Below are 26,300 nucleotides of genomic sequence, written 5' to 3'. Positions count from 1 at the left end.
TGCTGAATCGGAATGGTCTGTTTTTCCCAAAGATGATATAACAACCACGGATGATAATTCAAAATAACCATTCCGAAAGCTGAGAGCTTTCGGAATGGTCTGATCTTCCCCACAGACGAAAAAACAAAAGCGGATGATGATCACTAAACTTCCAGATGTTGTTGAAACTTTGGGACCCCGAGATAAATAATTTTATCTGATAAGAACCATCTTTCTTACTGCATAAAATCTGCCAGAATGGATCGAATACAGATAAACGCCACTGGCGACCGATTTGCCAGCGTTGTCCAAACCATCCCAGATCACCTGATATTCCCCCGCCACCTGAGGCCGATCGATCAAGGTCTTGACTTCCTGGCCGAGGAGATTCATAATTTTCACTATGGTCGCGGTAGGCCTTGGGTCGCTTAGCTGATACCGAATCGCGGTGCGGCTATTAAATGGATTGGGGTAATTTTGTCCGAGCCCAAAGCTGAGTTCGCTCTGTGCGGCCGCTTGCTCCTCGACCGCTACCGCAATCGTGGGCAGAATGACCCGCTGTTCCTGGGTACTGATGGTGTAGATCGCTACCTGAAAGGCATCCAGTTCGATGCTCAACTTGTCCAGTTCCGCGCCAATTTTTACCTGCGAGGTCTGGCGATAAAGGTCATTCAAATAATAAAGTTGATTCCCATCAAAGCCATGGCTGAACTCGGCCCAGTTCGCCAGATTCAGGGGCAATTCCAATTGTCTTGGCAGGTTGGTGAAATTCATCACCACCAATCCATTTTGATCGGGAAACGGTCGACCGAAGGCGTAAATTCCACCACTGTTGTACAGCACTGGCTGGGCGCTGGGATCGCTGCTGTCGATGCGCCGGTCGCCATTGCGATCCTCCATCTGCCGGCGGAAGGCGGGAAATTGCGCGCGAATTTGCGCCAACTTTTGGTAATGAGGCGCCAACACCCGAGCAGCCGGATTCTGCCAGTTCACCGTCGATCGGACGCGAAAATCCCGACTGCCGCTCATTCCATAGCCCATGCCAACCTCCTGCCCCTGGTACAACAATGGAATGCCAGTCGCCATAAAAATGGCAGTCGAAACGGGCAGCGTCTTTTCGATGCTGTTATAACGATAAGCGACTCGATCCTCGTCCTGGTTCTCCAGAAAGCGCAAGAACAATGAATTTGGGCCAGGCCGATAACCGGCATTGTAGAGCTTGTCGTTCAAATTGGTGATGCTGGGAAAGTTCAAAATAGCGTCTTTCAAAATCCAATCGTAGCCCAGGTCAATGCCACCCCCCTGATCGGCATATTGGACTTCTGAACCAACACCGGTGCCATTGGTTTCACCCAATAGCATGATATCGGCTTTGGCCGCCCGCAAGCCGGCGCGCAGCGGCTGATCGAACGCAGCCTTGCCATAGCGCCGATGCGGCCCCCAATACACATCGAACCGAAAACCATCGATGTCATATTCCCGCAGCCAATGGGCGTAGACATCGATCATGTACTGCCGCGCTTCGGCATCGGACCAATCCCAATTGAGCAGTGCATCGGAGAATCCCGAATAATACACGATCCCGTCACTGGAAACCGTTTGGCCCAAGCCATTATCATTATGCGGAATAATCTTATGCTGATAAAAATCGTAATATCGGCTATACTGTTTTTTGGCTCGGACATCCAGCGCTATGGGATGCGAGCGACTGCTATGGTTAGGGGTCACATCCAAGATCACCCGCAATCCGAGCTCATGGGCGCGTCTGACGAACGACTTGAAATCATCGCTAGTGCCATACGCTGGCTCGATCCGATAAAAATCGATGACATTGTAGCCGATGTTCGTCCATTGGTCCACGACCCCCTCCACATCCATCACTGGCAGCACCCAGATCACGTTGAAGCCCATATTTTTGATGTGCTCCAAATTCTCCCGAGCCGCGGCAATTGTCCCAACATTGGTGTACGATTTGATGAACATGCAATAGATTCGGGCATTCGCCACCCAACTGGGAATCGTGGTTTGCGTAGGAATGACGATCGAACAATCGGACTGGACCGTGAAAAAATTGACTGTGGAATTGGAGTAGCCATCTGCGTCGGTAACGGTTAATTTAATGGAATAATCGCCAGCGATTTTAGGGGGCGAAATGGTAATTTCCTCGCTGGTCTGTCCCTCGATATCGCGAAGGGGTATGGGATTGGTTGATTGATTGCTCCATAAAAAGCTGACGGCATTGTTCTGGGGATCGTTGGCCTGGCCGATCATTCTGAGCTGGGTTTTATCGGCGCTCAGTTGGAAGATGATCTGTGGCTGCGGTTTTTGCGGGGCCGGATAATTCAGGATCAAAGTATCAGATTCCGTCACCTGTCCAGCCGTATCGGTCACCGAAACCACATAGCGGTTTTTGCCATATGAAAGCGTGACGCGGTATTCGTAATCTTTCTCGACTTCAGCCGGCAGGCTGATGGGGTAGCTATTCAGTTGTTTCAAAGTTAGCGATTGCAGCTTTTTGCCCGCCATGTTCACCCGCCAGCGGATAGTGCGATAATTCGCCCAGACGCTATCGGTCGATGGCGTATAAAAAAACACATCACCTGCCACCACCAGAAAGGTGATCGATTCAGTTGCCGATTCGCCTTTTTTGCTTTTCAAAACAATCTTGACCTCATGACTGCCATTTTTTAATTTGGGCAATTTGTAGTTCAAAATAGATAGATTTGGGATCACGTGTCCAGAAAAACTGCTCAGGTAGCTATTATCCAGCCAAATTTCGGATTGGTCGAATAAAATGGAATCGCCTTCGGCAACGAACACGCCAGCGGTGATGATCGGTTCAGCCTGAGCTACCACTGCATCGTTTTTCGGCGCGATCTCAAAGATCATGGCCTTTTTCACCACCAGGATCGAATTATTATTATCGCTGTAATTGATGAGCGGATTCAATGGGTCGGTGTACCATTGCCATTGCGAGCCATCGACGTTGAAATGCTCGTGGAATTTGTAATTGTGCGTTACTCCCACTTGAAGCCGGATCGTCTTTACATAGTAGCCCAGGGAATCGACATAGCTCATCTGCGAAGGCGCATTGATGGCGATCCGGCCATTGGAGTTCGGTCCCCAATTATTGAAGGACCCAGGCACGAACGCGCGTACCACATTCTGTCGAGTTGGATAGTGACGGAACGTAATATTGATATAATCCTGCCCGTAGATGGAATTGAACGATAATAGAGCTAACGAAAACAGCAGGAGCATAAATCTTTTCATTGGCAAATCCTCGAAATCGATTGGTGTTTATTTGGCCCATCGAATGACAATTTCGATGCGTATGGTGGTTTGCTTTGATCATTGGAGCCCAGAAAAAGTCATCCCCACGGATGGAGGGAAGCCACGGAATTGAAGATCATCTTCAGTTTTATCATCTGTGGGGAAAAAATGATGAGCAGGTTTAGCGACACATCATTTTCAGATTATCGCGGCGTTTGCATCAATTTCTTTCGGGTGTATTCCAGCAATCCCCCAGCATCACGGATGGCAATAATTTCTGGTGGCAAGGTTGGAAATGGGAATGGTTTGCCAGCCACGATGATTGCGCTATTCGCCAGATCCAATCGGACCGGATCCCCATCGCGATAGGCCTCAATGGCGGCTGGGCATTCGATCAAAAGCAACCCCTGATTAATGGCAGCTCGATAGAAAATTCGAGCGAAGCTTTTTGCCACGACAGCCTGAATTCCGACAGCCTTTAGCCCCAGTGCTGGTTGCTCCCGCGAACTGCCGCAGCCGAAATTCTTGCCAGCAAAAATGAGATCGCCAGGCTTCACCTGCTTGGCAAAATTTGGATCCAGGTCCTCCAGCAGATGCGGCTTGATCTCCTCAGCCGTGCTGCAGGTGTAAGTGTATTTGCCAGGGAATAGCATGTCGGTATTAATATCGTCACCATAATGCCAGACTTTGGGTTGTTGATCCATAGATTCTCCTTGTATGATACTTGACTGTCATTTTAGAAATGACCGTCATGGGCATCACTATTCAATTGTTCTCGCGATGCTAATTTAATCTTACAACTTGCATAATTCACAGTAGAAATAGGGTTGCCATTTCTACAGTCAGGTTTCCGACAAAATAAAATTGTGATCTTCCGATCGAAATTACAGCAATTTCCTCGGATCAGTGATCATTCCGGTGATTGCCGAAGCTGCTACCGTTGCTGGGCTGGCAAGATAGATCTCTGCCTCTTTACAACCCATGCGGCCCTTAAAATTGCGGTTGGAGGTGCTCAAACATTTCTCCCCTGGTGCCAGAACTCCCTGATGCGCTCCCAAACAAGGACCGCAGCCAGTCGGCAGGAAGATCGCCCCTGCCAGGCTCAACGTCTCCACGTAGCCCAACCGCAGCGCCTCTTGGAAAATGCTCCTCGAGGCTGGTAGCACCAGAAACCGCACCTGGGGAGCGACCTTCTGGCCCTTCAAAATTTCAGCCGCAAGCGCTAAATCGCTGACACGGCCATCGGTGCAGGTGCCCAAAAGACACTGATCGATGGGAATTCCCGCCACCTCGCTAACCGGAACCACATTATCGACTGTATGGGGCCGAGCCACCATCGGCTCCAATCGCGACAGATCATAATGGAGTTCTTTGATATAATGGGCGTCAGGGTCGGCCCAAATTTTTTCGTAGCTACCACGCTTTACACCGATGGACTCGAGATATTTCTCGGCCAACTGATCTACCGGAAAAGCGGCATTTTTCGCCCCCATTTCCACGCCCATATTGGCGATAGTGATGCGATCATCAATAGATAAATTTTGAATGTCGCCATGAAACTCCACCGAACAATAATCTGCACCATCCGCACCAATATCGCCGATGATCTTCAGCACCAGATCTTTCGCTGTGACGAACGGCTGAAACTTGCCAGTCAGCGTAATCTTGATGCTCTGCGGTACTTTTAGCCAGGTTTCTCCAGTCAACATCAATGCTGCGGCTTCGGTGCGATCGATTCCAGTGGAAAAAACGCCCAGCGCGCCGTAGGAACAGGTGTGCGAATCGCTGCCCACCACAATCGTTCCTGGCACCGCAAAACCTTTCTCGATCACCACCTGATGACAAATTCCCTCACCGGCATCGAAAAAATTTCGGATGCCATATTTCCGTACAAACTCCCGAACCTTTTTATGGCCAGCCGCGGTCTTTTCATCTGCCGCAGGCACCACGTGATCCAACACAATCACAGGAAAACTTGGGTCGATCACCCCATATTTTTCCAGATCTGGCGTTATCTTGCTGACAATCGCCGAAGTATTATCATGCGTCAAAAGATGTTTGGGACGAACGGTGACAATTTGACCGGGGACGACGCTGGACAGCCCGGCCTTTTTAGATAAGATCTTTTCTGCGAAAGTTTTGCCCATGTTCCACCCTCAATTGAACTGCGCTTTTCGAACAAACTTGCTCATTATCTCGATTCAAGCCAGATTCTGTCAGAATTATAATCAGAATTACAATAAGAAAAATCCCGTTGCTAATCGAAAGATTGGCATGAACGGTTGCCTGGATTTCTGAAACGCCTATTTGTCAAAACAGTCAATTATAGTCTTGAGATAGATCATCATCATCCCCACATTGTCCTCACGAATGTTTACCCCTTGCTCATCCTCTTCCATAAGAGCTTCAACCACATATCGAAGCACTTCAGTTTGATTATAACTTTGAAACATTTTGGCCGTTGTATCATAAGACTCGTTTTCGTCTTCTCCCTCAAGGTATTGGAGCATTCTGAAATTTTTGTCCTCTGCCTCAAATATCATTTCCTCAGTCACTTTTTGGAGCGGTTTATCACCTTGCGACATCATCCGCCAAACCACGGTTCCTAAATAAAATAGAAGCTCCCGTTCATCCTCATTGAACTGGTCTTCATCGACGGACATGAGATAGCTCAGAATGAAGGGTTGTTCTTTTGCGAACTGATTGATGATTTTAGGGTAATTTGCTGGGGCCATGGTGGCAATTTCTTGCCAGGTCCGCTCAACGATTTCTGCTGAAATTGGGTTCATCTTTTCCTCGCTAATAATGGGTGAGGCAACCGCATCATGGTTTGGTACCACGACATGGTCACGATTGATTAAATGGATTAATAAAAAAGTTACTAATCATTCAGAAGTTCGGTCAACCTCAGATGAGGCTTTTGCCAGAATGGATAATCTAAATCCCAAATAGAAAAACAAGCGGCCGCCAGACCCGTTTGGACCAGGAGCGCTCCGAATGATCCCCTTGCTCATCGAAATAGTATATCAAGTCCTGGCCTTCTACAAAACCCTTGCTGAGCAATAGATCTTTTAACCGCAAATAATCCGCTTTCATTCGACCCTCGGCACCCTTGCCGCTGCTGTCTAAATATATCTTAATTTCAGGCTTTTGTCCAGCGAAATTTTCAATTTCTTTCAATAATGCGCCGTTTCTCCACATCAACGATGTGGACAAACAACCCGCCTTGCTAAAAATATGGGGATAACGCCACACCAGATAAAATGAGATCAAACCGCCCATTGAAGAACCCATGATCGCAGTATGATCCCGATCAGCGAACGTCCGATAGTTGCTGTCGATGAAAGGTTTGAGTTCTTTCACAATAAATTCCATATAAGCCCGGCCCTTTTTCGTATCCGCGTATTCTTCTCGGCGATCGGCTGTATTGAAGATGCCTACGATAATGATTTCTTCAATTTTCGCTTGTCGGATCAGGCTGTCGGCGGTCTCATCCATTTGCCAATCGACCCCAAGAAATGAAGTGCGCGGATCAAACAAATTTTGTCCATCATGCATATAGAGCACTGGATAGCGCTTGGCAAGATCGAAATCATAGCTCGGAGGCAACCAGACAACAACAGTGCGATCATTGTTCAATTGCTGCGAATAGAAGCGATTGTGATAGTGCAATTTCCCAACGATCCCTCCAGCAACCTGATACCGTCGATCCCGCCAATTGGCGATCAGATGATGAACAATTAGATTTGGGCTTACTGTTAATTGTTTGTTCCCAGGTACCGTGCCATCGATGAGCACTTCCTCATTGTCCCAACTGCCACGCGTAAATTTGTACTCTATTTCAGCACCACAGGGAAGCGCAAGCGTGATCTCGTAGCGGTTCGGTAATACCTGTTCCATTCTCACCGCATTGGGCTGCCAGTTTCCCAATTGCGACATATTCCCCGTGATGTAAATGGCATCGGTTGGGAGTGAGTCCGGCACTGTGACAATGAAAGTGACGCTGCATTGATCGGCCATCGCCGAGCGGCTTATCAGCGCCAGCAAGCCGCAAGTCATAATGAATTTGAGCATCGCTATTCTCTCAATTTTTCCATTGAAAAAGATTCTTTATCGAGTGATTGGTCGACTGATAACTTTTCTTCTCTGATTTCAAACAATCAGAGTGCAGGATAATTTTTTAAGAACCACAAAAAGATCTATAAACTCCGTCTGGGCATTGGGGATTTTTTCAACATTGCGATTCCGAGCGGTTGCGATTGAATTGAATTAAAAACTTTTGCATCCCTGGTTCAATTTGATCTTTTCGATCACGCAGATCAAAACAGATGCTCGATCATTAGCGAATTTGTTTATATCATCTGAATTTTTGCTAATGGAACATTCAAATATTTTTTTGAAATGAGCGAATGACTATTGGATGAAACTGCTGGTCATCCGTCTCCAAAGAATCTATCGAGTCGCCAGGGACATGATTTTTTCCTCAGTAGCCTCCTCTCGCGAAAGCACCCCAGTGATTTTACCATCATGGAGGACCATGATGCGGTCGCTCATCTCAAGGATCTCTGGCAATTCCGACGAGATCATGATGATCGATACCCCTTGGGCGGCCAACTGGCGCATCAATTGGTGAATTTGAGCCTTGGAAGCGACATCAATGCCGCGGGTCGGCTCGTCGAACAATATGATTTTGGCTTTGCTACTTAACCAGCGCGCCAAAACCGCTTTCTGCTGATTTCCACCGCTCAGATTTTCGATCCGCTGCTGGATCGAGGCTAAACGAATTTTAAGCTGATCCACCAACGTGTTTGCACTGCGCGCCTCGAGCCGGCTGCGAATGAATCCCAATCGCACCAAGGGTTTGAGATTGGCGATGGTGATGTTCTGAACCACAGGTAGCTGATGGAACAATGCCTGGGCTTTGCGATCCTCTGGGATCAATCCCAGGCCGAACTTCACCGCATCGGCAGGCGATCGAATGTCTACAACATGACCGTCAATCAGGATTTTCCCAGATAGCTTCGGCTCGGCGCCAAAAATCGTCCGAATCAACTCGGAGCGACCTGAGCCAACCAGACCAGCCACCCCCAGGATCTCCCCGACGTAGAGCTTGAAACTAATCGGTTCGGGTAGCGAAGCGCAGCGCAATTCTTTCACCTCAAGCGCAACCCCTTCCTCTGCCAGTGCTGGCCTCGGATGAACAGTTTCATTTAAATCACGGCCGACCATCATTGCAATGAGCTGCTGGCGCGTAACCTCGGAGATCGCCCTTGTTCCTTGAACCACTCCGTCTTTCAACACCGTCACCCGATCCGCAATTCGAAAAATTTCATCAAGTCGATGAGAAATGTAGATGAACGATTTTCCCTGCTGCCTCAGCCGATCAATGATGTCAAACAATTTCTCAAGTTCTTTTGGCGTCAACACCGCAGAGGGCTCATCCATCACAATGATCCGAGCATTCAGCGATAGCGCTTTGGCCACTTCGACCAATTGTTGCTGGGCGACTGTCAATCGCTTTAATGGCAGCCGAAGATCGATCGCCAGCCCGAGCATGGCGCTGAGCTCCTGGCCGATGGAAAGCAGCCGCTTTCTATTGATGAACAGCTTCCATTTCTTCGGGAATCTTCCCAATAAAATATTTTCCGCTGCAGAGAGCGCTGGCGCCAACATAAGTTCCTGATAGATGACCGCAATTCCCAAAGTCTGGGCGTATAACGGATTGTTTATTTCCACGCATTGACCATCTAAGTAAATTTGGCCAGAACTTCTGGGTACCGCTCCACTCAGTATCTTGATTAATGTCGATTTCCCAGCGCCATTTTCACCTACCAGAGCATGGACCTCTCCAGGAAGTAACTCAAAATCAACTGACTTGAGTGCTACCACCCCTGGGAATTCCTTGGTAATCCCCTGCATTTTGAGAATTGGCTGCACTATTTGACCATTTCGGCTCATCGAATTGATTGTCCTTCAGCGAAGTTCATTCATGCTTGAACAAAATCCACTCAATTTGAATTATAAATGTCATTTCGAACGAAATGAGGAATCTGGTGACATGGGGTCTGGTGGACTCATGGATTTCTTCCTGCGGTCGAAATGACAGAAAAAGGTGCGTTTTCGGTCATGCAGTAATGAACTTTTCTTATCGCCGAATTTGGCATGTCGTCTCATGTGATGAATTGCAACTCTTACAATTACCCTGATTAAAAACCCTCAGCACTTTTGCTTTGTTTTGTTTTGCATGCTGATTTTTCCCATGGCTCACCGATCACAACACCATTTTGCAACATGGCTTTTCAAAAATATAGGATCATTAAAATCCTCGATGTAAACCATATTTCTTTGCCAATTGGACCGCACGATCATATTCTTCCATCGTAATGCGCCGATCAATGCCAGGAATCTCATAAGCTTGATAGCATGGACGATATTGGGCCATGATATTGACGTAGCTATCCTTCGAAAGCCCTTCAGCAATGAATTTCAGGATTTCTTCTGAACCGGCAATGTCGTTGGGCATCACCAGGTGACGGATGAGCAACCCCCGATAGGCGATCCCATTTTCGATTTTCAAATCTCCAACCTGCCGATGCATCTCTTTTAGCACTAGTTTTAGCACCTCGAAATAATCTGGCGCATCGGCGAACTGCTTCGCATAGTGAGGGGAAGAAAATTTCGCATCAGGCATATAAATATCGACAATCCCTTCCAATAACTGAATCACCTCCAATGATTCATAGCCACCGCAATTGTAAACTATGGGCAATTGCAGTCCTAATCGGATAGCATGGAGCAGCGCGGCGATCAGTTGTGGTGCATAATGGGTTGGCGTTACCCAATTGATATTATGGCACCCCTGATACTGAAGCGCTACCATCATTTGGCCGCATCGTTGGACCGAGACAATCTCCCCCTCTCCTCCATGGGAAATCTCATAATTCTGACAGAAGCTGCAACGCAAATTGCAATGGGTGAGAAAAATTGTTCCTGAGCCACCCCGGCCGACCAATTCTCGCTCTTCTCCGAAATGGGGAAAATAGCTTGAAATCATCAAGTTTGCCCCGGCTCGGCAATAGCCCAATTCCCCCTTTAAACGATTTACCCGACATCGGCGCGGACATAACGTGCACGACGTTAGCTTTTCCGCTAATAAGCGAACACGTTCTTCTAACTCTCCGCTTTCAAATAGAGCTAAATAACTGGGCTTTGGCATTGCAATTGATGATGAAAATGGGTACATTCTTGACAAAAATTGAGCTGGAATCTTATCTACCAATTGTCACGTTTCTGGACGCTAAATGATCAGTCTGAACTAAACTCTCACCATCAATGGAAGATATATTTCGACACTATCCACAAAATTCATCGGGTGCTGGCGAGCTCACCAAAGCATATCCTGCTTTGACCATATATTCCTTCAGCCATTAGCGCAAGGTTGAGGGGAATTGCCGCTTGCCCATTTAACTTATCTTTTTTCGTGAAATATTTTCTTGCCAGAGAATCATAAATTTTGGTGTAAGCAAGGAGAAAACCCATGGACGATATCATCCATTTATCGACGCAGAATGTCATGCAAATGTTATTTGGTATCCCTGAAAATCATAAGCATTGTCGGTTGGTCCTGAAAACCGAACAAGCAGCCACGCTGGTGTTTTCAGAGGCATTGGTCGCCGCCATTGTTCGGGCGTATGTGACAGTCAAAACGCACCCCACGCAGGGTGGCCTTGAAATGACCTCCCAGCCGATTTCCAATGGCAAAGCGGATTTCGCAACATGGCAATTGCTTGAAACCGATAAATCAGATAACGAAATTCAGCGCGAGATCTCCAGCTACTTGACCAAGAGCTGATCGGCAATTATTCTAATTAGCGCCTGAACGAAAACTCACCTCTCTGTCATTTCGATACGCCAGTTGGCCTTTGGCGTCAACCTAAGCGAATGAATGGGCAAAGATTGTCATTGTGAACATCCGGCGATTGGCTATTACCGTCAATTTGAGCTCAGAAAATGTTAAAACCATTAAAGCGGCTATTGAAAGCGATACGAGTTTGCACTTTATGCCCGAATTCACTCGGGCATGAATGACAAATTAGCAGGAGCTGCTGAACGCATCACCGGTCATTGAAACCAAAATATCCTGTTTGGACGCTAATAATCAGTTGGCGGATCGCTCAAAATAACATTCCTTTCTTAAGTTAACGCCAATGGCCAGTTAGCGGAAACAAAATAATCTCAAAGCAACCAGATTCCTCACTTCGTTCGGAATGACATTTTTGTTATAGATTTAATAGTTTTCGCTCAACTACGAATTGATTTTAATGGACAGCACACAATTTATCTTTAAAATGATTGAAAAAAATCCACTCATTTGATCAAAGAGTCGGAGGCGATTTCGCATGCTCATCAATTCACTTATTCAGAAGCAAAAATAGAAATACCACCCTCTATTGGCAGTTGAGGATGGTATCTCGATAATCATTACTCCCTAAAATGAGGGAACAAATTTGTAGTTGCTTTCATTACTCCCATCAGAGATTAAGAAACATTACGATCCAGATTCTTTGGATTTCTTTTTACGCTCCTTTTTGGGTTTTTCTGTCGGAGCCGCAGGAGCAGGTTGTTCTACTGGGGGTTGCGGTTCTGAACTCGCTTGTCCCTGATCAGTTGGTAGTTTCGTCTCTTCTTCCTCTTCTTCCTCAGAATCCTTGCGTTCTAATAGATTATCGCCATCCTTTTTCTTCCGCAGAACCAGATACGCAACAGTGTTGCCCACATTGAAACTGCTTAAGCCATACGAAACGATAATGAAGCCGATAATCAACATCCAGATCGCAAAAATATAAGAAGCAACGAATTGATAGCCATGCGGCAAGGGCAACGGGATGAAGTCTTTGCTGAAATAGAACCAGCCGACCAGATCGCCCAGCAGGTTTCGCGCCCATAATACTGAGTGATAGAGCCAGACATTCAACAGATACATAGCGTGAGCGGATATATTAATGAAATTTGCCCCCATTGCGAAGCTAAACACGCGCTCCATGACCAGATATGCTTGTTTCGATAACAAAGCCGCGATCAATAGTCCCAAGATTGAAAGAGCTACGGCCACCACGGTATACCAGATCAAACGCCAAGGTTGAGACCAGAGCAAGGAAAAGGATTGAAACACAGCCTCAAATGCATCGTCTTCTGTGGTCGCAATGATCGCAGGACTTTCAATCAGCGCCACTGCCAAGACGATGATCATAAACACTACTAATAATGAAGTGAAAAACCAGATAAGCGTAAATAGGGTAATGCCGAATTCCCCGACAAAAGGTATTTTGCCCAACAAGCCGACGATCGCACCGCCAGCGAGGATGAACGCTACCATGAGGGCAATAGATATTGGAGAAAGTATGACAGAGCCAGCTTTTCTGAGGGCAAATTTGACTGCGTCAAGCCAGGTATAAAAATGGTCATTTTTAAGAAGCTTATAGGTAGCACGCGAAATCGCAGTAGCTGTTATCAAATAAATGGCGATCAACCAAATCAATCCAATGAAATAGACAATAAGACTGTACCAATTCGGAGATTCTGGAAATAAGCAAGGCAACAAGCCATATTTTTTCCAGCCTTTGACAAGCCCTACACCAGCAACAATGAAACTTAAATAAGTGAAAATAAGATAGCCGACATAGCCCGTGATTAGCCCTAAAAATTGGATCCAAATTCGTTGCAGACTTAATGCATAACGAGGCGATTTTAAGATATCTCGCGTATCAAACCGCATCTCAGTCATAACATCCTCCGTTTATCGTTGGTAATTCCACTCCCACTTGCAGAACCAGTCGAAACAAAATGCCTCTTATAATAATAAATTTTCTCTACTTTGTCAAGATTTTTTCCAGGATTTTTTGGCTTCTTTCCTGTTGAATCCAGGGATAAATAACTATGTTTCGACCTCATCGATCATTGATCTCATCGAGCCAGCATCAAAGAAGCCATAATTTAACCCGTTGCAATTGGATATTCGGTTGTTGACCTTCTTATTGCATCATCAAAAGATGAACAATCAAACAAAAGATCGATTTGTTAATCTTCTGGAAACTCCTCGTCTAATTTGGGAGCAGTTTTGATGATTAGTACCTCCACGATCCGGTTTCGCTCTATTTTTTCAATAATGAACTTGTAATTTCCGTAGACAATCTCTTGCTTTTTTCGAGGTACCGAGCCAATTAGATCAAAAATAAAGCCGCCCAGACTTTCATAGCTCTGATCCACTGGCAAGTCCATGTCCAGCTCTTCATTCAGTTCATCTAAATCGATCTTCGCATCGACCAAAAAATGCGTATCGTCGATCTTTTTATAAAGCGGTTTTTCGGCATCGAATTCGTCTTGGATTTCCCCCACGATCTCCTCGATTACATCTTCCAACGTAATCAAGCCGGCAGTTCCACCATATTCATCTACCACGATCGCCATGTGCTGCTTTTCCACTTGGAAATCTTTCAGCAACTCATCAATCGGCTTGCTCTCTGGAACGAACATCGCAGGTCTCGCCAAAGCTGCGAGATCGGCATTTTGGGCTTCACCTTTGATGAATGGCAAGAGCTCTTTCGCATGGATAATGCCGAGGATATTATCTACTTTTTCATCATATAGCGGAATACGAGTATGGCCTTCGGTTTTGATGATTTCGATTAACTCGCCGAGCGAGGTGTTTTTCTCAACACAAACCATGTCGATTCTGGGCACCATGATCTCTTTAGCCGTGGTCTTCGAAAACTCAAAGATCGAATGGATCATCTCGCGCTCATCTTCCTCCAGCGCGCCCTTTTCCTCACTCACCTCAATCAGAGTTTTTAATTCCTCTTTGGACAGCAAGCGCCGATTCACCCGGGTGGCTAAGATTCCGGATAACAACTGAGGAAATTTCTCCAGCAAGCTGACAATTGGAGAAAGTAAAACTCGTAAGATCGAGAGAGGGATGGAAATCGTTTCGGCGAATTGAAATGAGTTTTTGACCGCGGCGATTTTCGGAAACAATTCCCCTAATATAACCAACACAAAAGTGACCATTAAAATTTCAAGGGCAATGGCGAGATTTTTGGGGAATTGCCAATAGGCACTTAGATCTGCGGTCAATAAAGCGGCGACGGTCGCGGCCGCCACGTTAACAATCGTGTTACCAACCAGGATGGTCACTAATAATGTTCGTGGTTTTGATAAAAGGTTTGCAACTCGTATCCCGCTTCTGGAGCTACTCTCTTTGAGCCGTTCGATTATCTCTTTCGACAACGAAAAGTAAGCTCCTTCAGCGCCAGAAAAAAACGCTGATGCGCCGATCAATAAAAGGAATAGAGTAAGCCTTAATAAAATTTCTGCTTCCAAAAAAACACTTTCCCTTCTTTTTATCGTCCTTGCTTGTAAATCGTCAAATAATCATCTTCTTTTTTAGTCATATTCTTTCGTTCGAGATCAGTTCGATCGTCATAACCGATCAAATGCAGAATACCATGAATGATGATCCGAGTCACTTCCTCTTCAAAATCTACGCCATAATCCTGAGCTTGTCGCGCGATCTGATCGACATCGGCATAAATTTCGCCCTCTAATAACTCTGAGACATCATCGCTTAAATTGAAACTCAATACATCGGTTGGCTCGTCATGCTGCAAATATTTTTGATTCAATTCGATCATATAGGCATCATCGACAAGCACGATATTAATCGTGGCGCGCTCAATTCCCTCTCCTGCCAGAACGCTCTGCGCGATTTGTTTCAGTTTGGAATTGGTTATCCTTGGAGTTGCGCAGCATTTTTCGATCCTAAGCTGATATTTCGACATTAGGCGCTTTCACTTTTTTCTGTTTCTTAGGTTTGAACTTTTCATCTTGATCCGGATATTCGATTCGAGCATGAAAAGTTCCCAATAAGACTGTTGCGAAACTTTCTTTAATTTTGGTTAAATCTTTTAGCGTAAGCGGAGAATCGTCCAACTGGGAATCATTAAACCGTTCCTGAACAATAGCGCTTACCATGGTGCGAATTCGGCTAGGGGACGGATCTTTTAAGGTTCGCGAGGCGGCTTCCACTGCATCAGCCAGCATCACAATACCAGTCTCTTTGGTTCTAGGTCGCGGACCTGGATATCGAAAAGTCGACTCCTCAATTTCAGTTCCATTGTTTCGTTCGAGTGCCTTCTGATAAAAATATTTAATGATATTCGTCCCATGATGTTCAGCAATGAAATCTCGGATTTGCTGAGGCAAACGATATTTCTTGGCGATCTCCAATCCTTTTTTCACATGATTGACCAGGATTAGACAGCTCATGGTAGGCGATAATTTTTCATGGGGATTTTTTGATCGCATTTGGTTTTCAATGAAATATTCGCGTTTTTCGATCTTCCCCACATCATGATAATAAGCACCGACCCGTGCCAATAGCGCATTTGCCCCAATGGCATCAGCAGCAACCTCCGCCAAATTGCCCACCATCAAACTATGGTGATAAGTACCTGGAGCCTCCATGGCGAGCTTTTTCAGCAGCGGATTATTTAAATCCAAAAGCTCCAGCAACTTCATGTCGGTAGCGATATCGAAAAAATATTCGAATAGGACCTGAAGTCCGTATACCATTAGCGGGGAAAGAAAACCGTTGAGCGCACCATACATCCAGCAAGTAGCCATCGTTTTAAAATTGGAATAACGGATGATTTCCACCGCTGTAATCGAAACCCAATAAGCCGCAACGATCATCACAATGGAATGAAACAACCAGCTCCGATCCCTAATGCGCTTGACAGATAGTACCCCAATAATCCCGACCAAGAGCGATACCGCAGCGATGTTAAATTCCCCGCCCCGCATCAAACCGATAATCAGGCTCAACACCGCAGTTCCCGCGAATCCGACTTTGGTATCGAAAAATATTGTGAGCAACATCGAGCCAATAGTAATCGGGATCAAATAGGATGAAAGAGAGAATCGATTGATGTTATAGGTTAAAAAAGTAACCAGGAGAAATATGATTGCGATTAAAACGACTCGTTTGAGATCGGCCAGTATCAAAAACCGATTTTTGCTAAAGCTGAGGAAAATTGCAAACACTGCAACCGCTAACGCGATGATCAACAATTTGCCAAAATAGCGAACTGCTGTTAGCAAGGCACTGACCCCCGCTTCCCGTGCCGCTAACTCGATTGCTAAGGAGTTCAGTTTATCGAGATGTTCCTTGGTGATTCGCTCATTGCGATTGATAATACGTTCTTTTTCGAGTACGGTTCCTTTCGCCAGTGGTACATTGTTGCGAGCCTCAACGATCCGGCGATGGGTCTCGACTTCATCGTAAATTAGATTTGCTCTAATAAATGGCTTTAAAATCTGGTATCCGATTCGTACCCTGAGATCATCATTCGGAAAAGCCGCTCTCAATTTCTCCAGCAGCACCGCTTCAATTTCTGAAAAATTATAAAACGATCGATATTCATCGACGATCTCCTCATTCACAGTTACCACAGAAATCTTACCTTCTCCATGCTTAATTACCTCTTTGTTGACATTTAGAATACCGACCGCATACATATCGCGAGCAAGGCGTAACAATTGCTCTTGAAATTCGTTCAGTTTGGTCTGACTTGAAATCCGCAAAAATTGGACTAAATTTTCATCGGGAAAGCTGATCGAAAAGTGAGACAGAAGTTGGGCAACCCGAGTGATCACGGTAGCGCCGTTTATGTTTTTTTGCCGTATCGCCCTAAGCGAATCGAAAAACACTGCCAATCGCTGCTGGTTTTTGTTGCTAAGCGTGTCGTTTCGATTAAACACTGGCAGAACCTGTTCCTCAGCTCGTTGACGGTCACGCTTCAATTCCTCTTCGGTCTTGTAAATGGCAAAAGTAAAAGGGGCGATGATCTCCTCCCCGAGATACACCTCTTTATCTTTCAGATCACCGTATTTGTACGATTTACCATGCGGTAGCATGATAGAAATTGCAAAGACAACAATGGAAGCTACCACGATGGTCTTGAAATATTTCTCAAAAAATTTTGGCTGGCCATTATTGCCCTTTGAGCCCCCCAATCGCAGCTTAACCCACCAAGCCAATTGATCCCAAGTCTTAAACACGCCCGCCTCCGCTATTTGATTCATCCGTCTCAAGCTGGTTACTATCAAATCGATCATAAGCTTTGATGATCTCGCGGACTAAACGATGTCGCACAACATCTCGCTCCGACAGATAAACGTAATCAATTCCCTCAATACCCTGCAATATTTTTTGAATCTGCACTAGGCCCGATTGCTTTTTATTTGGCAAATCAATTTGAGTTATATCCCCGGTGATAATTGCCTTGGAATTGATTCCCAGCCGCGTCAAAAACATTTTCATCTGATTCGGATAGGTATTTTGGGCTTCGTCCAAAATGACAAAGGCATGATTCAACGTTCTGCCGCGCATATAGGCTAACGGAACGATCTCGATGGTGCCATTTTCCATATATTTCTTCAGCTTGGCAGGAATAACCATATCGAATAGCGCGTCATAAAGCGGCTTCAAATAGGGATCTACCTTCTCCAAGAGATCACCAGGCAAAAAGCCCAGGCTTTCGCCAGCCTCCACTGCTGGCCGCGCCAGGACCAACTTGTCGACCAGTTTATCTCGCAAATGTGCCAAAGCTATTGCAACTGCCAAATAGGTTTTCCCTGTCCCAGCAGGACCAATCACGAACACGATATCGTTCTTCATCGCTGCCTGGCAATACCGTTTTTGCCCTTCTGTTTTGGGCTTCACATAACCATCCTTTGTATAAAGAACCACAGAGGACAGGTCTGTTGGTTTTTCTTGGATTGTTTCGCCCGATTTGAGCACCTCGATCAACGTGGTCAGATCGTTTTCTGTGATTTGTTGGTTCCGTTCCAGAATCTTAATCATCTCTAAGAGCAACTGTTCAACGATCTGAATCTCACTTTCAGCGCCAACCAATGTGATCTCATCACCGCGGGCGATGAGTTTCGTGCCAAAATTTTTTTCAATCCGTCTTAAATTGATGTCATTAAAACCAAACAACTGCAACTGATTCACACCGCGGATGGAAATTTTCTTCTGAATCTCAATCGACATCGTCACTCCCCAATCATCGCTCCATTCATCGCTCAATTTTGAGCATCGCCATAGCGCCTTGACTGCAACTCTTTTATCTACTGAAGGGGAAATGAGGAAATATACCCTTGTGTTCCCTTGCAGCCCCGCGTTTGGCTTGAGAGGCCTTCTCTTTCAGCCTTAGGAAAACAATTTAAATATTCATATCCAGCAATCGCCTAAAATTGCCTGGTTTCTCAACTCTTGTTATATCATAAATAGAAAAAGCTCTTAGGTTATCGCGATCGCCAATAACCAAGAGCTTTTCTTCATATCTATTATTGATAATAATTGCTACCTTTCGTTGACATCTCTTGCAATGTCACAACGATTAAAAGCTACAATGATTTTATTTGTCTGGCAGAATCAATACCTGGTGCGGGTAGATAAGGTTTTTATCCTTGATCACGTCTTTGTTGGCTTCAAAGATTTTGGTCCATTTGGTTGGATCATTGTAAATTTCTGGCTTCCCAGCGATCTTTGCCAGCCAATCTCCCTTCACCACGATATATTCGTTGTCAGCAGCGCTTCTTTGGATTTTGAAAATCTGATTTGGATAGATTAAATCTGGATCTTTGATTTGATCGCGATTATAGGTGTAGATTCTAATCCATTGATAAGGATCGTTATAAATAGCAGGCTTGCCAGCAATCTTCCACAGGTAGTCGCCTTTCACTACCGTGTATTCATCGAAATCAGCCTTTGGAAGGTTGGCACGCAACTGTGCGATTTTTCCTTCAATGGTGGCGATTTTATCTTGCATTTCGCTCAGCAAAGCGATTTTATTAGTTTTAAGCTGGTTGAGCTGTTTTTCAAGTTCATTGATTTCTGCACGGCGCTTGAATAATTCTTCCGAGGAAAGAGCTGCCAGCGCATCAACTTTTCCCTCCAATTCATTCAGTGTTGCTCGAAACGCCTTTACGCTCGCTTCATCAGTTCCGAGCAAAGCATAGATTTCTTTCCAGACACTGGCAATTTGCTGATCGACTTCAGCAATCTGCTGATTGAGCGCTTCGACATCAGCATTACATTTAGCAAGCTCCGCTTTGGCATCGGCTTCTCGCTTTTGATATTCCGCTAATTTAGCGTTGTATTCGTCCATTGTCATCTTTTCTTGAGCAAAGGAAGAAAAACTGAATAACAAAAGCAGACTTAAAACCAGAGCGAAAGCGGATGCGATTTGGGTTCTATTTTTCATCTTGCAGTTTCCTCCAAAAAAGATTAATGACGATTACATTCCGCTTAACCGATTAGCGACCACTTCTTTTTCGCTCTTGGCATCTTCCAGCTTTTGCTTTTTCTCAGCTAATTCTCGCTGGACATCAGCTTTTCCCTGTTGACACTTCGCCAGTTGCTCCTCTGCTGCCAAAGCTGCTTTCCTCTGCTCCTCCAAGGCTTGCAACTGCTTTTCGTTCGGGTGCTTGGTACAGCCTCCCAATGAAAGCGAGAGAACCAGACCACAAATAGATACAATCACGAGCACCGTTCTCGCCAGTTTCCTCATCAAGTTGACACCTCCTTCCGTATGGTTGATTTAGTTTTTTAACCTGCCTCCATCAAAAAATATACTGATAACCCTTCTCCCTCCGACTCTAAAAGACCAATTGGTGAAAAACGATTCCATTAAAATTTATTCACCTTAACCTTTTAAGTCAATTAATAATAACAAAAAAAAAATTAATTGTCAAGTAAAAAATTTGATTCTCACTTTTTTTTTCATCCAAATACTTTTCTCCTGCAATACTGCTGAGGTTTGGTATTGCCATCTTCCAATGGCTTCACTTTCATCGGGCAATAGGCTACAAACAATTCAGCAATATTGATCGCTGAAGTTGAAAATTCCTATTAAATATCAAGCTTCAATCCTAATTCTTTCAACTGTTCGGGTGTAACCTCAGACGGCGAATTATCCATTAAAGACAGCGCACTCGTGGTCTTCGGAAACGGAATCACATCTCGAATTGAATTTCTCCCAGCCAGAATCATGACCAACCGATCAAAGCCGAAGGCGATGCCGCCGTGCGGAGGGGCACCATACTGAAGTGCCTCCAACAAAAAGCCAAATTTCTCTTCTGCCTCAGCTTTGTCAATCTTCAATAGCGAAAAGATCTTCATCTGGCTATCGTATTGGTAATTTCGAATGCTTCCCCCTGCAATCTCATAACCATTCATCACCAAATCATAGGCTCGAGCGCGAACCCGACCCGGATCGCTATCGAGCAGGCTCAAATCGTCGGTTCTTGGGGTTGTAAAAGGATGATGCATCGCCACATATCGGCCAGATTCATTATCATATTCCAAAAGAGGGAAATTTACTACCCAGAGCGGACAGAACTGATGTTCATCGATCATGCCTTCATCCGCCGCCAGCTTTACACGTAATCGACCCAATAGGTCCAAGGTTGACTTTCGCTCGCCCGCCATAAATAGCAACAAATCCCCTGGTTCGGCCTGCATGCTCCGATTGATCTGCTCAACCATACCATCTGCCAAATACTTACGGATTGAGCTGTCCCAACCATCCGATGTGACCTTCGCAAACAATACCCCTTTGCCGCCCAGATCCATCACAAATTGGTTGAGGGTATCGAGCTGTTTTCGGGAATAATGGGCTCGGCCCTTTAAATTGATCCCCCCAACGATCCCATTCGATGCCACGACATTCGAGAACACCTTGAAATCACAATTCGCAACGTATTGGCTAATATCTTTGATCGATAGGTCAAAACGTAGATCTGGCTTGTCGGTACCATAGCGCGATATCGCCTCATCGTAATTCAGTATTGGAAAAGGAGCTGGCAAATGAACATCCAGTATAGCGGAAAAAATGTGTTGCATCAGCCCCTCAGCCAGGCGAAAAATATCTTCTTCATCGACGAAGGATAATTCTAAATCTATTTGAGTGAATTCTGGCTGGCGATCCGCTCGGAGGTCTTCGTCCCGAAAACATTTAACGATCTGAAAATAACGATCATAACCAGCAACCATCAGAATCTGTTTATAAGTTTGTGGGGATTGAGGCAATGCATAAAATTTTCCCTTATGAATGCGGCTTGGCACCAGATAATCCCGAGCCCCTTCTGGCGTACTTCGCATCAAATAGGGTGTCTCGATCTCAAAAAAGCCATGGGAACTCAGATATTGGCGTACCAATTGAGCGGTCCGATGTCGGATCAGCATATTTCGTTGCATTTCAGGCCGCCTAAGGTCAAGATAGCGATATTTAAAACGCAGCTCTTCCGAGGCATCAACATTATCGACAATTAAAAAAGGCGGCGTTTTGGCGGGATTCAAGATCTCGTATTCATCAGCCACCACCTCGATTTCTCCGGTGGCTAATTGGGGATTTACCATGCCCGGCGGCCGCTGCCGAACTCGACCAACAACGCTAATCACGTATTCTGTCTTCAATTCACGAACATGCGCAGCCGCATCGCTATGCGAGGGATCAAAAACAATTTGGGTTTTGCCGTAGATATCCCGCAGATCGATAAAGGTCAAACTGCCATGATCGCGCCGCCGATCCACCCACCCTTGAAGAACGACTTGTTGATTCTCATGTGACTTATTTAGTTCACCACAAGTATGTGTTCGTTTAAATTTCAATATTTGCTCCTGAAAATTTGATTTTCGATTTACTCATCATCTTTTGTGGGCCGAATTTAGTTAATTTTATAGCAAAAATCAATAACTATTTTCCCAACGGTTTCAAAGGCAGGAACAAAAAGTTCCTTCAATTGCCAATGTCTTTTTATCAATGAAAACCCATTCAAAGTGTTTATTTCATTTCGGCCCATCTTTTGAGCACAATTTCTGAATAGTGCTCATGGAAAAATAAATAAAAATTAGAAAACAAATTTTTGCTTTCATCAGCATCATCGCTATTGCAGTAGCTAGCTCTACCTGTTGAACATAGCTTGTGCATTGGCTCAAAAAAGAGGCTGCCGAGCTTGGCATCAAAGATCTTTTTATCATCCCCAAATAAAAAAACCATTGGCAATTTGCCAATGGCTTCATTTCTGATAGCGCATTATCAGTTCAATATCATACTTTCTCGGCGCCGATTAGGCCAAGATTATTTGATAATAACTCAACCGCTAATAGCCAAAAGTATAGACCTGCCGAAATATTGCATCCCCTCTGGCAGGATCAATCGCTCCAAAATCATCCCAGCGTTTGATCCGGCTGATTACACACCGTTCAATGCTTGGGCTGTTCAATGTCGATGAAAGAACGTTTACATCTTTCACTCGGCCAGATGGATCAATGGTAAATCTCACCACCAGTTTCCCTTTCAAGTCTGGATTCACTTTTAGCTCACGTTGGTAACAATACTGAATCGAAGCATTGTGGCGATTCACCACTTCAGACACTTGGTCTGGATCTCGGCTCTGAGATTTGACGCCTCGCTCATCAGCAATTTCGGAAATTTGTTCGAGCACAATTTTATTACTGCGTTGAATTTCAGCGCTGGCAATGGTTTCTTTGCCCCCGAAAATCTGCTCGATCCCTTGAGTTTCAACCGGCCGAGAGCCTGTTTGCGTGATCCTGCTGTTTGCAGGGTTAATTGAGGACGATCCCCCAGGTCGACCAGATGTTTTCAATCCATCCAACTTGCCCAACACTTTGTCCAAATCAGCCTGGTTGTTGCCTGCTTCACCAAGAACATCGGCCACTTCATTTCCTTGCGCATTACTCCCCGAACCTGTGAGCAATCCTAATAACCCTTTCGAGCTCACTTCTTGGGAGATCTGATCCCGAGATGACGTTCCAATTCCATACGGCGTACCGTTTCCCGACTTATTCGCGCCGCTCAGCAAGCTGCCAGATCCTCCTGATGCTCCTGCATTCGAAACCCTCCCGCTTGACGAACCTCGTTTAGCGCCAGCAATCAATCTTCCATCCAAATCAGCTTCAACCGGGGCTTGCAAACTGAGTGCTGGTTCTGAGATCAGTTTTTGTGGCGTCCGTTCTAATAAGTAGGTGGCAAATTGTTTCTGGATGCGATCGATCTCATGCTGTTTATATCCAGTTTCAGGAGGGTGAAGAGCAAAATAGCTCGCCGCACTAAAATGAATGATAAAACTCATGAACCAAATCAACAAAAATCTCTTATCGATAACGGCAATAAGGTTCCGCTGATATTCTTTGGGAAGCCGGGCCAGTCCCCCTGCGATCGCAATTGGCCAGTCTTGATCATTATTAGCGTGCTCGTATCCACGCCTTTCGCGCAGTTGATTCACGTTCACCCTCTCTTGTAGATCGTGATCTTGATGACTTAAGCCTCTTTCCTATAAACAACGAGTCGCATATTAGGATATTCGGATCTTCCGCACGTAGCCATCACTTTTACCAGCAATCGATACGGAATTTCTTTATCACCCTGAATCGTCACCTTGCCCGAAAATTTGGTCCCATATGCTACTTCCATCTTTTTTGCTTCTCGGGCATACATTAGCAACTTCTGCTGTAATGGTTCAATTAACAACCCATCACTGGCCATGATATTTGCGACTTTCTCGATGGGCTCATGATTCAGCATGACCCATTCTTTGGAAATCACTAAATCCAGTGCTACCTCAGGCGACCTTTCAATGGTGGAAGTCGGCAAAGTCAAATATTCCGAAGGTTGTATCAGCAAACCTTCTGTAGAATAGTTCTTGAGCAAAAACACCAAAATTATGGTAAACATGTCCATCATCGAGGTCAAATTCACCCGAATTTTCCCCGGATTGGTATCATGTTTCTTTCTTCGGGACGGAATAAATGCCATTCAATCCTCCAAAGATTTATTCTAAAAAAATTGGCAAAAATCGCACTAGTCAAATCGACAAGCGTTGAAATCTCAACAATCGATTTATCAGCCGATTTTTTTTGGTTCGTGCGCCTGAAAATTTGTTCAGCGATCCAATTCGATATCATCGACCATCTGACCAATTATTTCATGAATCACCTGATTCATATCACCCCAGAGGCCAGCGATACTTCAGGGAACAGCGTATAGTTACGATCTTCGATTTTAATTGACCGAGCAGCATCCATGGTATCGACCAGTAGCTGATATTGGATATCAGGTTCTGCTTGGATGATGATATTTTCGGTATCGCTAAAACTGCCGAGCGCTTGCTTTTTAATTTCGAACAATTTTCGCGAAAGCGTTTCAAAATCATATTGGCCATCGGGCTTCAAAGGAACAGTTGGCCCTTGACCATCCGTGCTTTTCAGGATCGCCAACGAGCTCGAAATATAAAAGCCCTGATTGGTGATCGTGATCGCCAGATCAAGCTTTTTTTGAACCTCCTTAGGCGCTTCCAACTGGGACACGCTGGTCCCCACTGCTGGGGGCAGGTTCAAATCGATCACGCCGATTTTTATCAGTTGCGCTGTTGAGAGCAACAATGGGATCATGCACACCATCAGGTTCATGACAGGAGTCATGTTGAGCTCAATATCCTCTGGTTCAACAGATCTTCGAAATGATGGTCTAAATGCCATAGTTATTGATTCCCTGTGATTAAATTAATAAGCTTCACGGTGTGTTCGTCAATTTCATCGATGATTTTAACGGTCTTGTTATGTAAAAAAGTATAAACGAGAATGCTAGGGATGGCGATCGCTAACCCGACCAGGGTTGTATTCATGGCTACCGAAATGCCTGCTGCCAACATTCGAGATTTTTCAGTGGCGTCGATCCCAGGTGCTGAAACCGCTTTGAATGCCGCAATCAGTCCATAAATTGTCCCCATCAAACCCAAAAGCGTGGCAACATTGGCTAATACCGACAACAATCCAGTCCGCTCTTGAAGTTTGGGGATCACTTCCAAAGTCCCCTCATCGACTGAATTTTGGATGGCGCGAAATTCGATGGTATCACTTTCGCTTACTTTCCGCAATCCAGCCATGACCACCTGGGCTAGCGCCTTGTCGCGCGCCGACTGGCAAAGCAGCAATGCCTGCTGGTAATCGCCCGCCTTGACCAATTTGCGGATCTCGGCCATGAACTTCGGAGCATTTATGTTTGAGCGGACCATAATAAAGTAAGCACGTTCGATCGCTATGGCCACAGCGAATACCGCAACCAAAAGTAGCAACCACATGAACCCCCACCCAGTTGAATTGGTACTGAAATTCTTCAAAACCTCAGCCATTAAGCCACCTCCATTTGTTGATTTTGTCCTATGAATAATGGAAAATTGCCACATTTATATGAAAAGTTTTTTAAATTTTGTCCCAAATTCCTCATCAAAGCACGAATCCATCCTTCATCGTTCCTCTGACCCATTTCCCCTGGAAAGCAATTATATTCGTCTCAATCAGTTTTCTGACTCGCTCGGTAGAACATCAACAGCAATGCGATAATGTTTAAGCATGATCACCAGAGCGAGAAACGGTTATTGCTACGCTTCAACTTCTTAGCTAAAAAGAAACAACCAATACTGTTTCCAGTCCTGTGCCTTTCTTAGCTGGCGCTGCGCCCCACCGATAGCCGCTCAGGGTGGAGTTCCCATGTATTGATCTATTTTTTGTTCTTTTCCTGGTTAGGGCTGATCAGCTTTTTCTTTAAGTCCTCGATCTTTTGTGGCACCAACAATCGATTATCCATTATCATCGGTTTCTCTGGCGCTTGTTTCAATTCTTGCTCAAAAGATCGATTTACGACCTCCATCTCACCCAATTCGGGAGCCAACCGGCGAGGCAATATCGCCACCCGAGGCTTTTCAACCACAGCTTCAATTAAAATTTCTGAAAGCTCGATTTCTTCTTCGCCCCCTATCTTCATTTGCCCCTTGGTTGTATCAACGATTGCCGTTCGGGTGCTATCGGATGATTGCGGCTGCTGACTCTGCGCAATCGTTTGGCCGGCATTTGCCAGCAGCAATAACGCAAAGCAAAGCAACACGATGTAACGTAACATCAATTC

At 45.3% G+C, this 26,300-nt stretch carries 21 protein-coding genes; 1 reads left to right on the top strand and 20 read right to left on the bottom strand.

The features are described from left to right. Nucleotides 1-192: 192 nt before the first annotated feature. The 7 genes from ONB37_18005 to ONB37_17975 form a co-directional block, all read right to left on the bottom strand. Nucleotides 193-3,252, bottom strand: coding sequence for an alpha-amylase family glycosyl hydrolase (locus ONB37_18005; GenBank protein ID MDZ7402058.1), 3,060 nt, complete (start codon nucleotides 3,250-3,252; stop codon nucleotides 193-195). A gap of 203 nt (nucleotides 3,253-3,455) precedes the next feature. Continuing rightward, nucleotides 3,456-3,956 (bottom strand): 3-isopropylmalate dehydratase, encoded by a 501-nt coding sequence (locus tag ONB37_18000; protein MDZ7402057.1) that lies wholly within the window; start codon nucleotides 3,954-3,956, stop codon nucleotides 3,456-3,458. 180 nt (nucleotides 3,957-4,136) lie between these two features. Beyond that, nucleotides 4,137-5,399, bottom strand: coding sequence for a 3-isopropylmalate dehydratase large subunit (locus tag ONB37_17995; GenBank protein ID MDZ7402056.1), 1,263 nt, complete (start codon nucleotides 5,397-5,399; stop codon nucleotides 4,137-4,139). Nucleotides 5,400-5,555: 156 nt separating this feature from the next. Next, nucleotides 5,556-6,041, bottom strand: coding sequence for a hypothetical protein (locus ONB37_17990; GenBank protein MDZ7402055.1), 486 nt, complete (start codon nucleotides 6,039-6,041; stop codon nucleotides 5,556-5,558). Nucleotides 6,042-6,189: 148 nt separating this feature from the next. Then, entirely contained in the window at nucleotides 6,190-7,326 is a 1,137-nt protein-coding gene (locus ONB37_17985) for an alpha/beta hydrolase-fold protein (protein ID MDZ7402054.1), read from the bottom strand. A gap of 378 nt (nucleotides 7,327-7,704) precedes the next feature. Beyond that, on the bottom strand, nucleotides 7,705-9,210 hold the full coding sequence (locus tag ONB37_17980) for a sugar ABC transporter ATP-binding protein (protein ID MDZ7402053.1): 1,506 nt from the start codon (nucleotides 9,208-9,210) through the stop codon (nucleotides 7,705-7,707). A 358-nt stretch (nucleotides 9,211-9,568) separates the two neighbouring features. Continuing rightward, a complete protein-coding gene (locus ONB37_17975) occupies nucleotides 9,569-10,306 on the bottom strand; it encodes a radical SAM protein (protein MDZ7402052.1) in 738 nt (245 codons plus the stop codon). A 483-nt stretch (nucleotides 10,307-10,789) separates the two neighbouring features. Here ONB37_17975 and ONB37_17970 point away from each other — a divergent pair, with 483 nt between their 5' ends. Then, complete coding sequence (locus tag ONB37_17970; protein MDZ7402051.1) at nucleotides 10,790-11,104, top strand: hypothetical protein; 315 nt, start codon at nucleotides 10,790-10,792, stop codon at nucleotides 11,102-11,104. A gap of 696 nt (nucleotides 11,105-11,800) precedes the next feature. Here ONB37_17970 and ONB37_17965 read toward each other — a convergent pair. From ONB37_17965 to ONB37_17905, 13 genes are all read right to left on the bottom strand, one after another. After that, the gene (locus ONB37_17965) at nucleotides 11,801-13,036 is read right to left on the bottom strand and encodes a hypothetical protein (protein MDZ7402050.1); all 1,236 of its coding nucleotides are present in this window, start codon (nucleotides 13,034-13,036) and stop codon (nucleotides 11,801-11,803) included. Between the two features lie 293 nt (nucleotides 13,037-13,329). Beyond that, nucleotides 13,330-14,586, bottom strand: a complete 1,257-nt coding sequence (locus tag ONB37_17960) for a hemolysin family protein (protein ID MDZ7402049.1) — start codon at nucleotides 14,584-14,586, stop codon at nucleotides 13,330-13,332. Nucleotides 14,587-14,648: 62 nt separating this feature from the next. Beyond that, nucleotides 14,649-15,086 (bottom strand): rRNA maturation RNase YbeY, encoded by a 438-nt coding sequence (gene ybeY, locus ONB37_17955; GenBank protein MDZ7402048.1) that lies wholly within the window; start codon nucleotides 15,084-15,086, stop codon nucleotides 14,649-14,651. Further along, entirely contained in the window at nucleotides 15,067-17,391 is a 2,325-nt protein-coding gene (locus ONB37_17950; protein MDZ7402047.1) for an HDIG domain-containing protein, read from the bottom strand. The genes ybeY and ONB37_17950 overlap by 20 nt, the downstream gene beginning before the upstream one ends. After that, on the bottom strand, nucleotides 17,360-18,361 hold the full coding sequence (locus tag ONB37_17945; GenBank protein MDZ7402046.1) for a PhoH family protein: 1,002 nt from the start codon (nucleotides 18,359-18,361) through the stop codon (nucleotides 17,360-17,362). The genes ONB37_17950 and ONB37_17945 overlap by 32 nt, the downstream gene beginning before the upstream one ends. Nucleotides 18,362-18,728: 367 nt before the next feature. After that, a complete protein-coding gene (locus ONB37_17940) occupies nucleotides 18,729-19,577 on the bottom strand; it encodes a LysM peptidoglycan-binding domain-containing protein (protein ID MDZ7402045.1) in 849 nt (282 codons plus the stop codon). Between the two features lie 33 nt (nucleotides 19,578-19,610). After that, nucleotides 19,611-19,886, bottom strand: coding sequence for a hypothetical protein (locus ONB37_17935; GenBank protein MDZ7402044.1), 276 nt, complete (start codon nucleotides 19,884-19,886; stop codon nucleotides 19,611-19,613). Between the two features lie 338 nt (nucleotides 19,887-20,224). Beyond that, the gene (gene aspS / locus ONB37_17930) at nucleotides 20,225-21,985 is read right to left on the bottom strand and encodes an aspartate--tRNA ligase (GenBank protein MDZ7402043.1); all 1,761 of its coding nucleotides are present in this window, start codon (nucleotides 21,983-21,985) and stop codon (nucleotides 20,225-20,227) included. Nucleotides 21,986-22,476: 491 nt separating this feature from the next. Continuing rightward, the gene (locus ONB37_17925) at nucleotides 22,477-23,622 is read right to left on the bottom strand and encodes an AgmX/PglI C-terminal domain-containing protein (GenBank protein MDZ7402042.1); all 1,146 of its coding nucleotides are present in this window, start codon (nucleotides 23,620-23,622) and stop codon (nucleotides 22,477-22,479) included. A 35-nt stretch (nucleotides 23,623-23,657) separates the two neighbouring features. Further along, the gene (locus tag ONB37_17920) at nucleotides 23,658-24,152 is read right to left on the bottom strand and encodes a biopolymer transporter ExbD (protein MDZ7402041.1); all 495 of its coding nucleotides are present in this window, start codon (nucleotides 24,150-24,152) and stop codon (nucleotides 23,658-23,660) included. 185 nt (nucleotides 24,153-24,337) lie between these two features. Further along, nucleotides 24,338-24,874, bottom strand: a complete 537-nt coding sequence (locus tag ONB37_17915; protein ID MDZ7402040.1) for a biopolymer transporter ExbD — start codon at nucleotides 24,872-24,874, stop codon at nucleotides 24,338-24,340. Nucleotides 24,875-24,876: 2 nt separating this feature from the next. After that, nucleotides 24,877-25,527, bottom strand: a complete 651-nt coding sequence (locus ONB37_17910) for a MotA/TolQ/ExbB proton channel family protein (protein ID MDZ7402039.1) — start codon at nucleotides 25,525-25,527, stop codon at nucleotides 24,877-24,879. A gap of 368 nt (nucleotides 25,528-25,895) precedes the next feature. Beyond that, a complete protein-coding gene (locus tag ONB37_17905) occupies nucleotides 25,896-26,294 on the bottom strand; it encodes a hypothetical protein (GenBank protein ID MDZ7402038.1) in 399 nt (132 codons plus the stop codon). Nucleotides 26,295-26,300: the final 6 nt, after the last annotated feature.

The sequence above is a fragment of the candidate division KSB1 bacterium genome, from assembly GCA_034506395.1.
Classification (GTDB): Bacteria; Zhuqueibacterota; Zhuqueibacteria; order Thermofontimicrobiales; family Thermofontimicrobiaceae; genus Thermofontimicrobium.
This window is presented reverse-complemented; position numbering and strand designations above follow the sequence as displayed.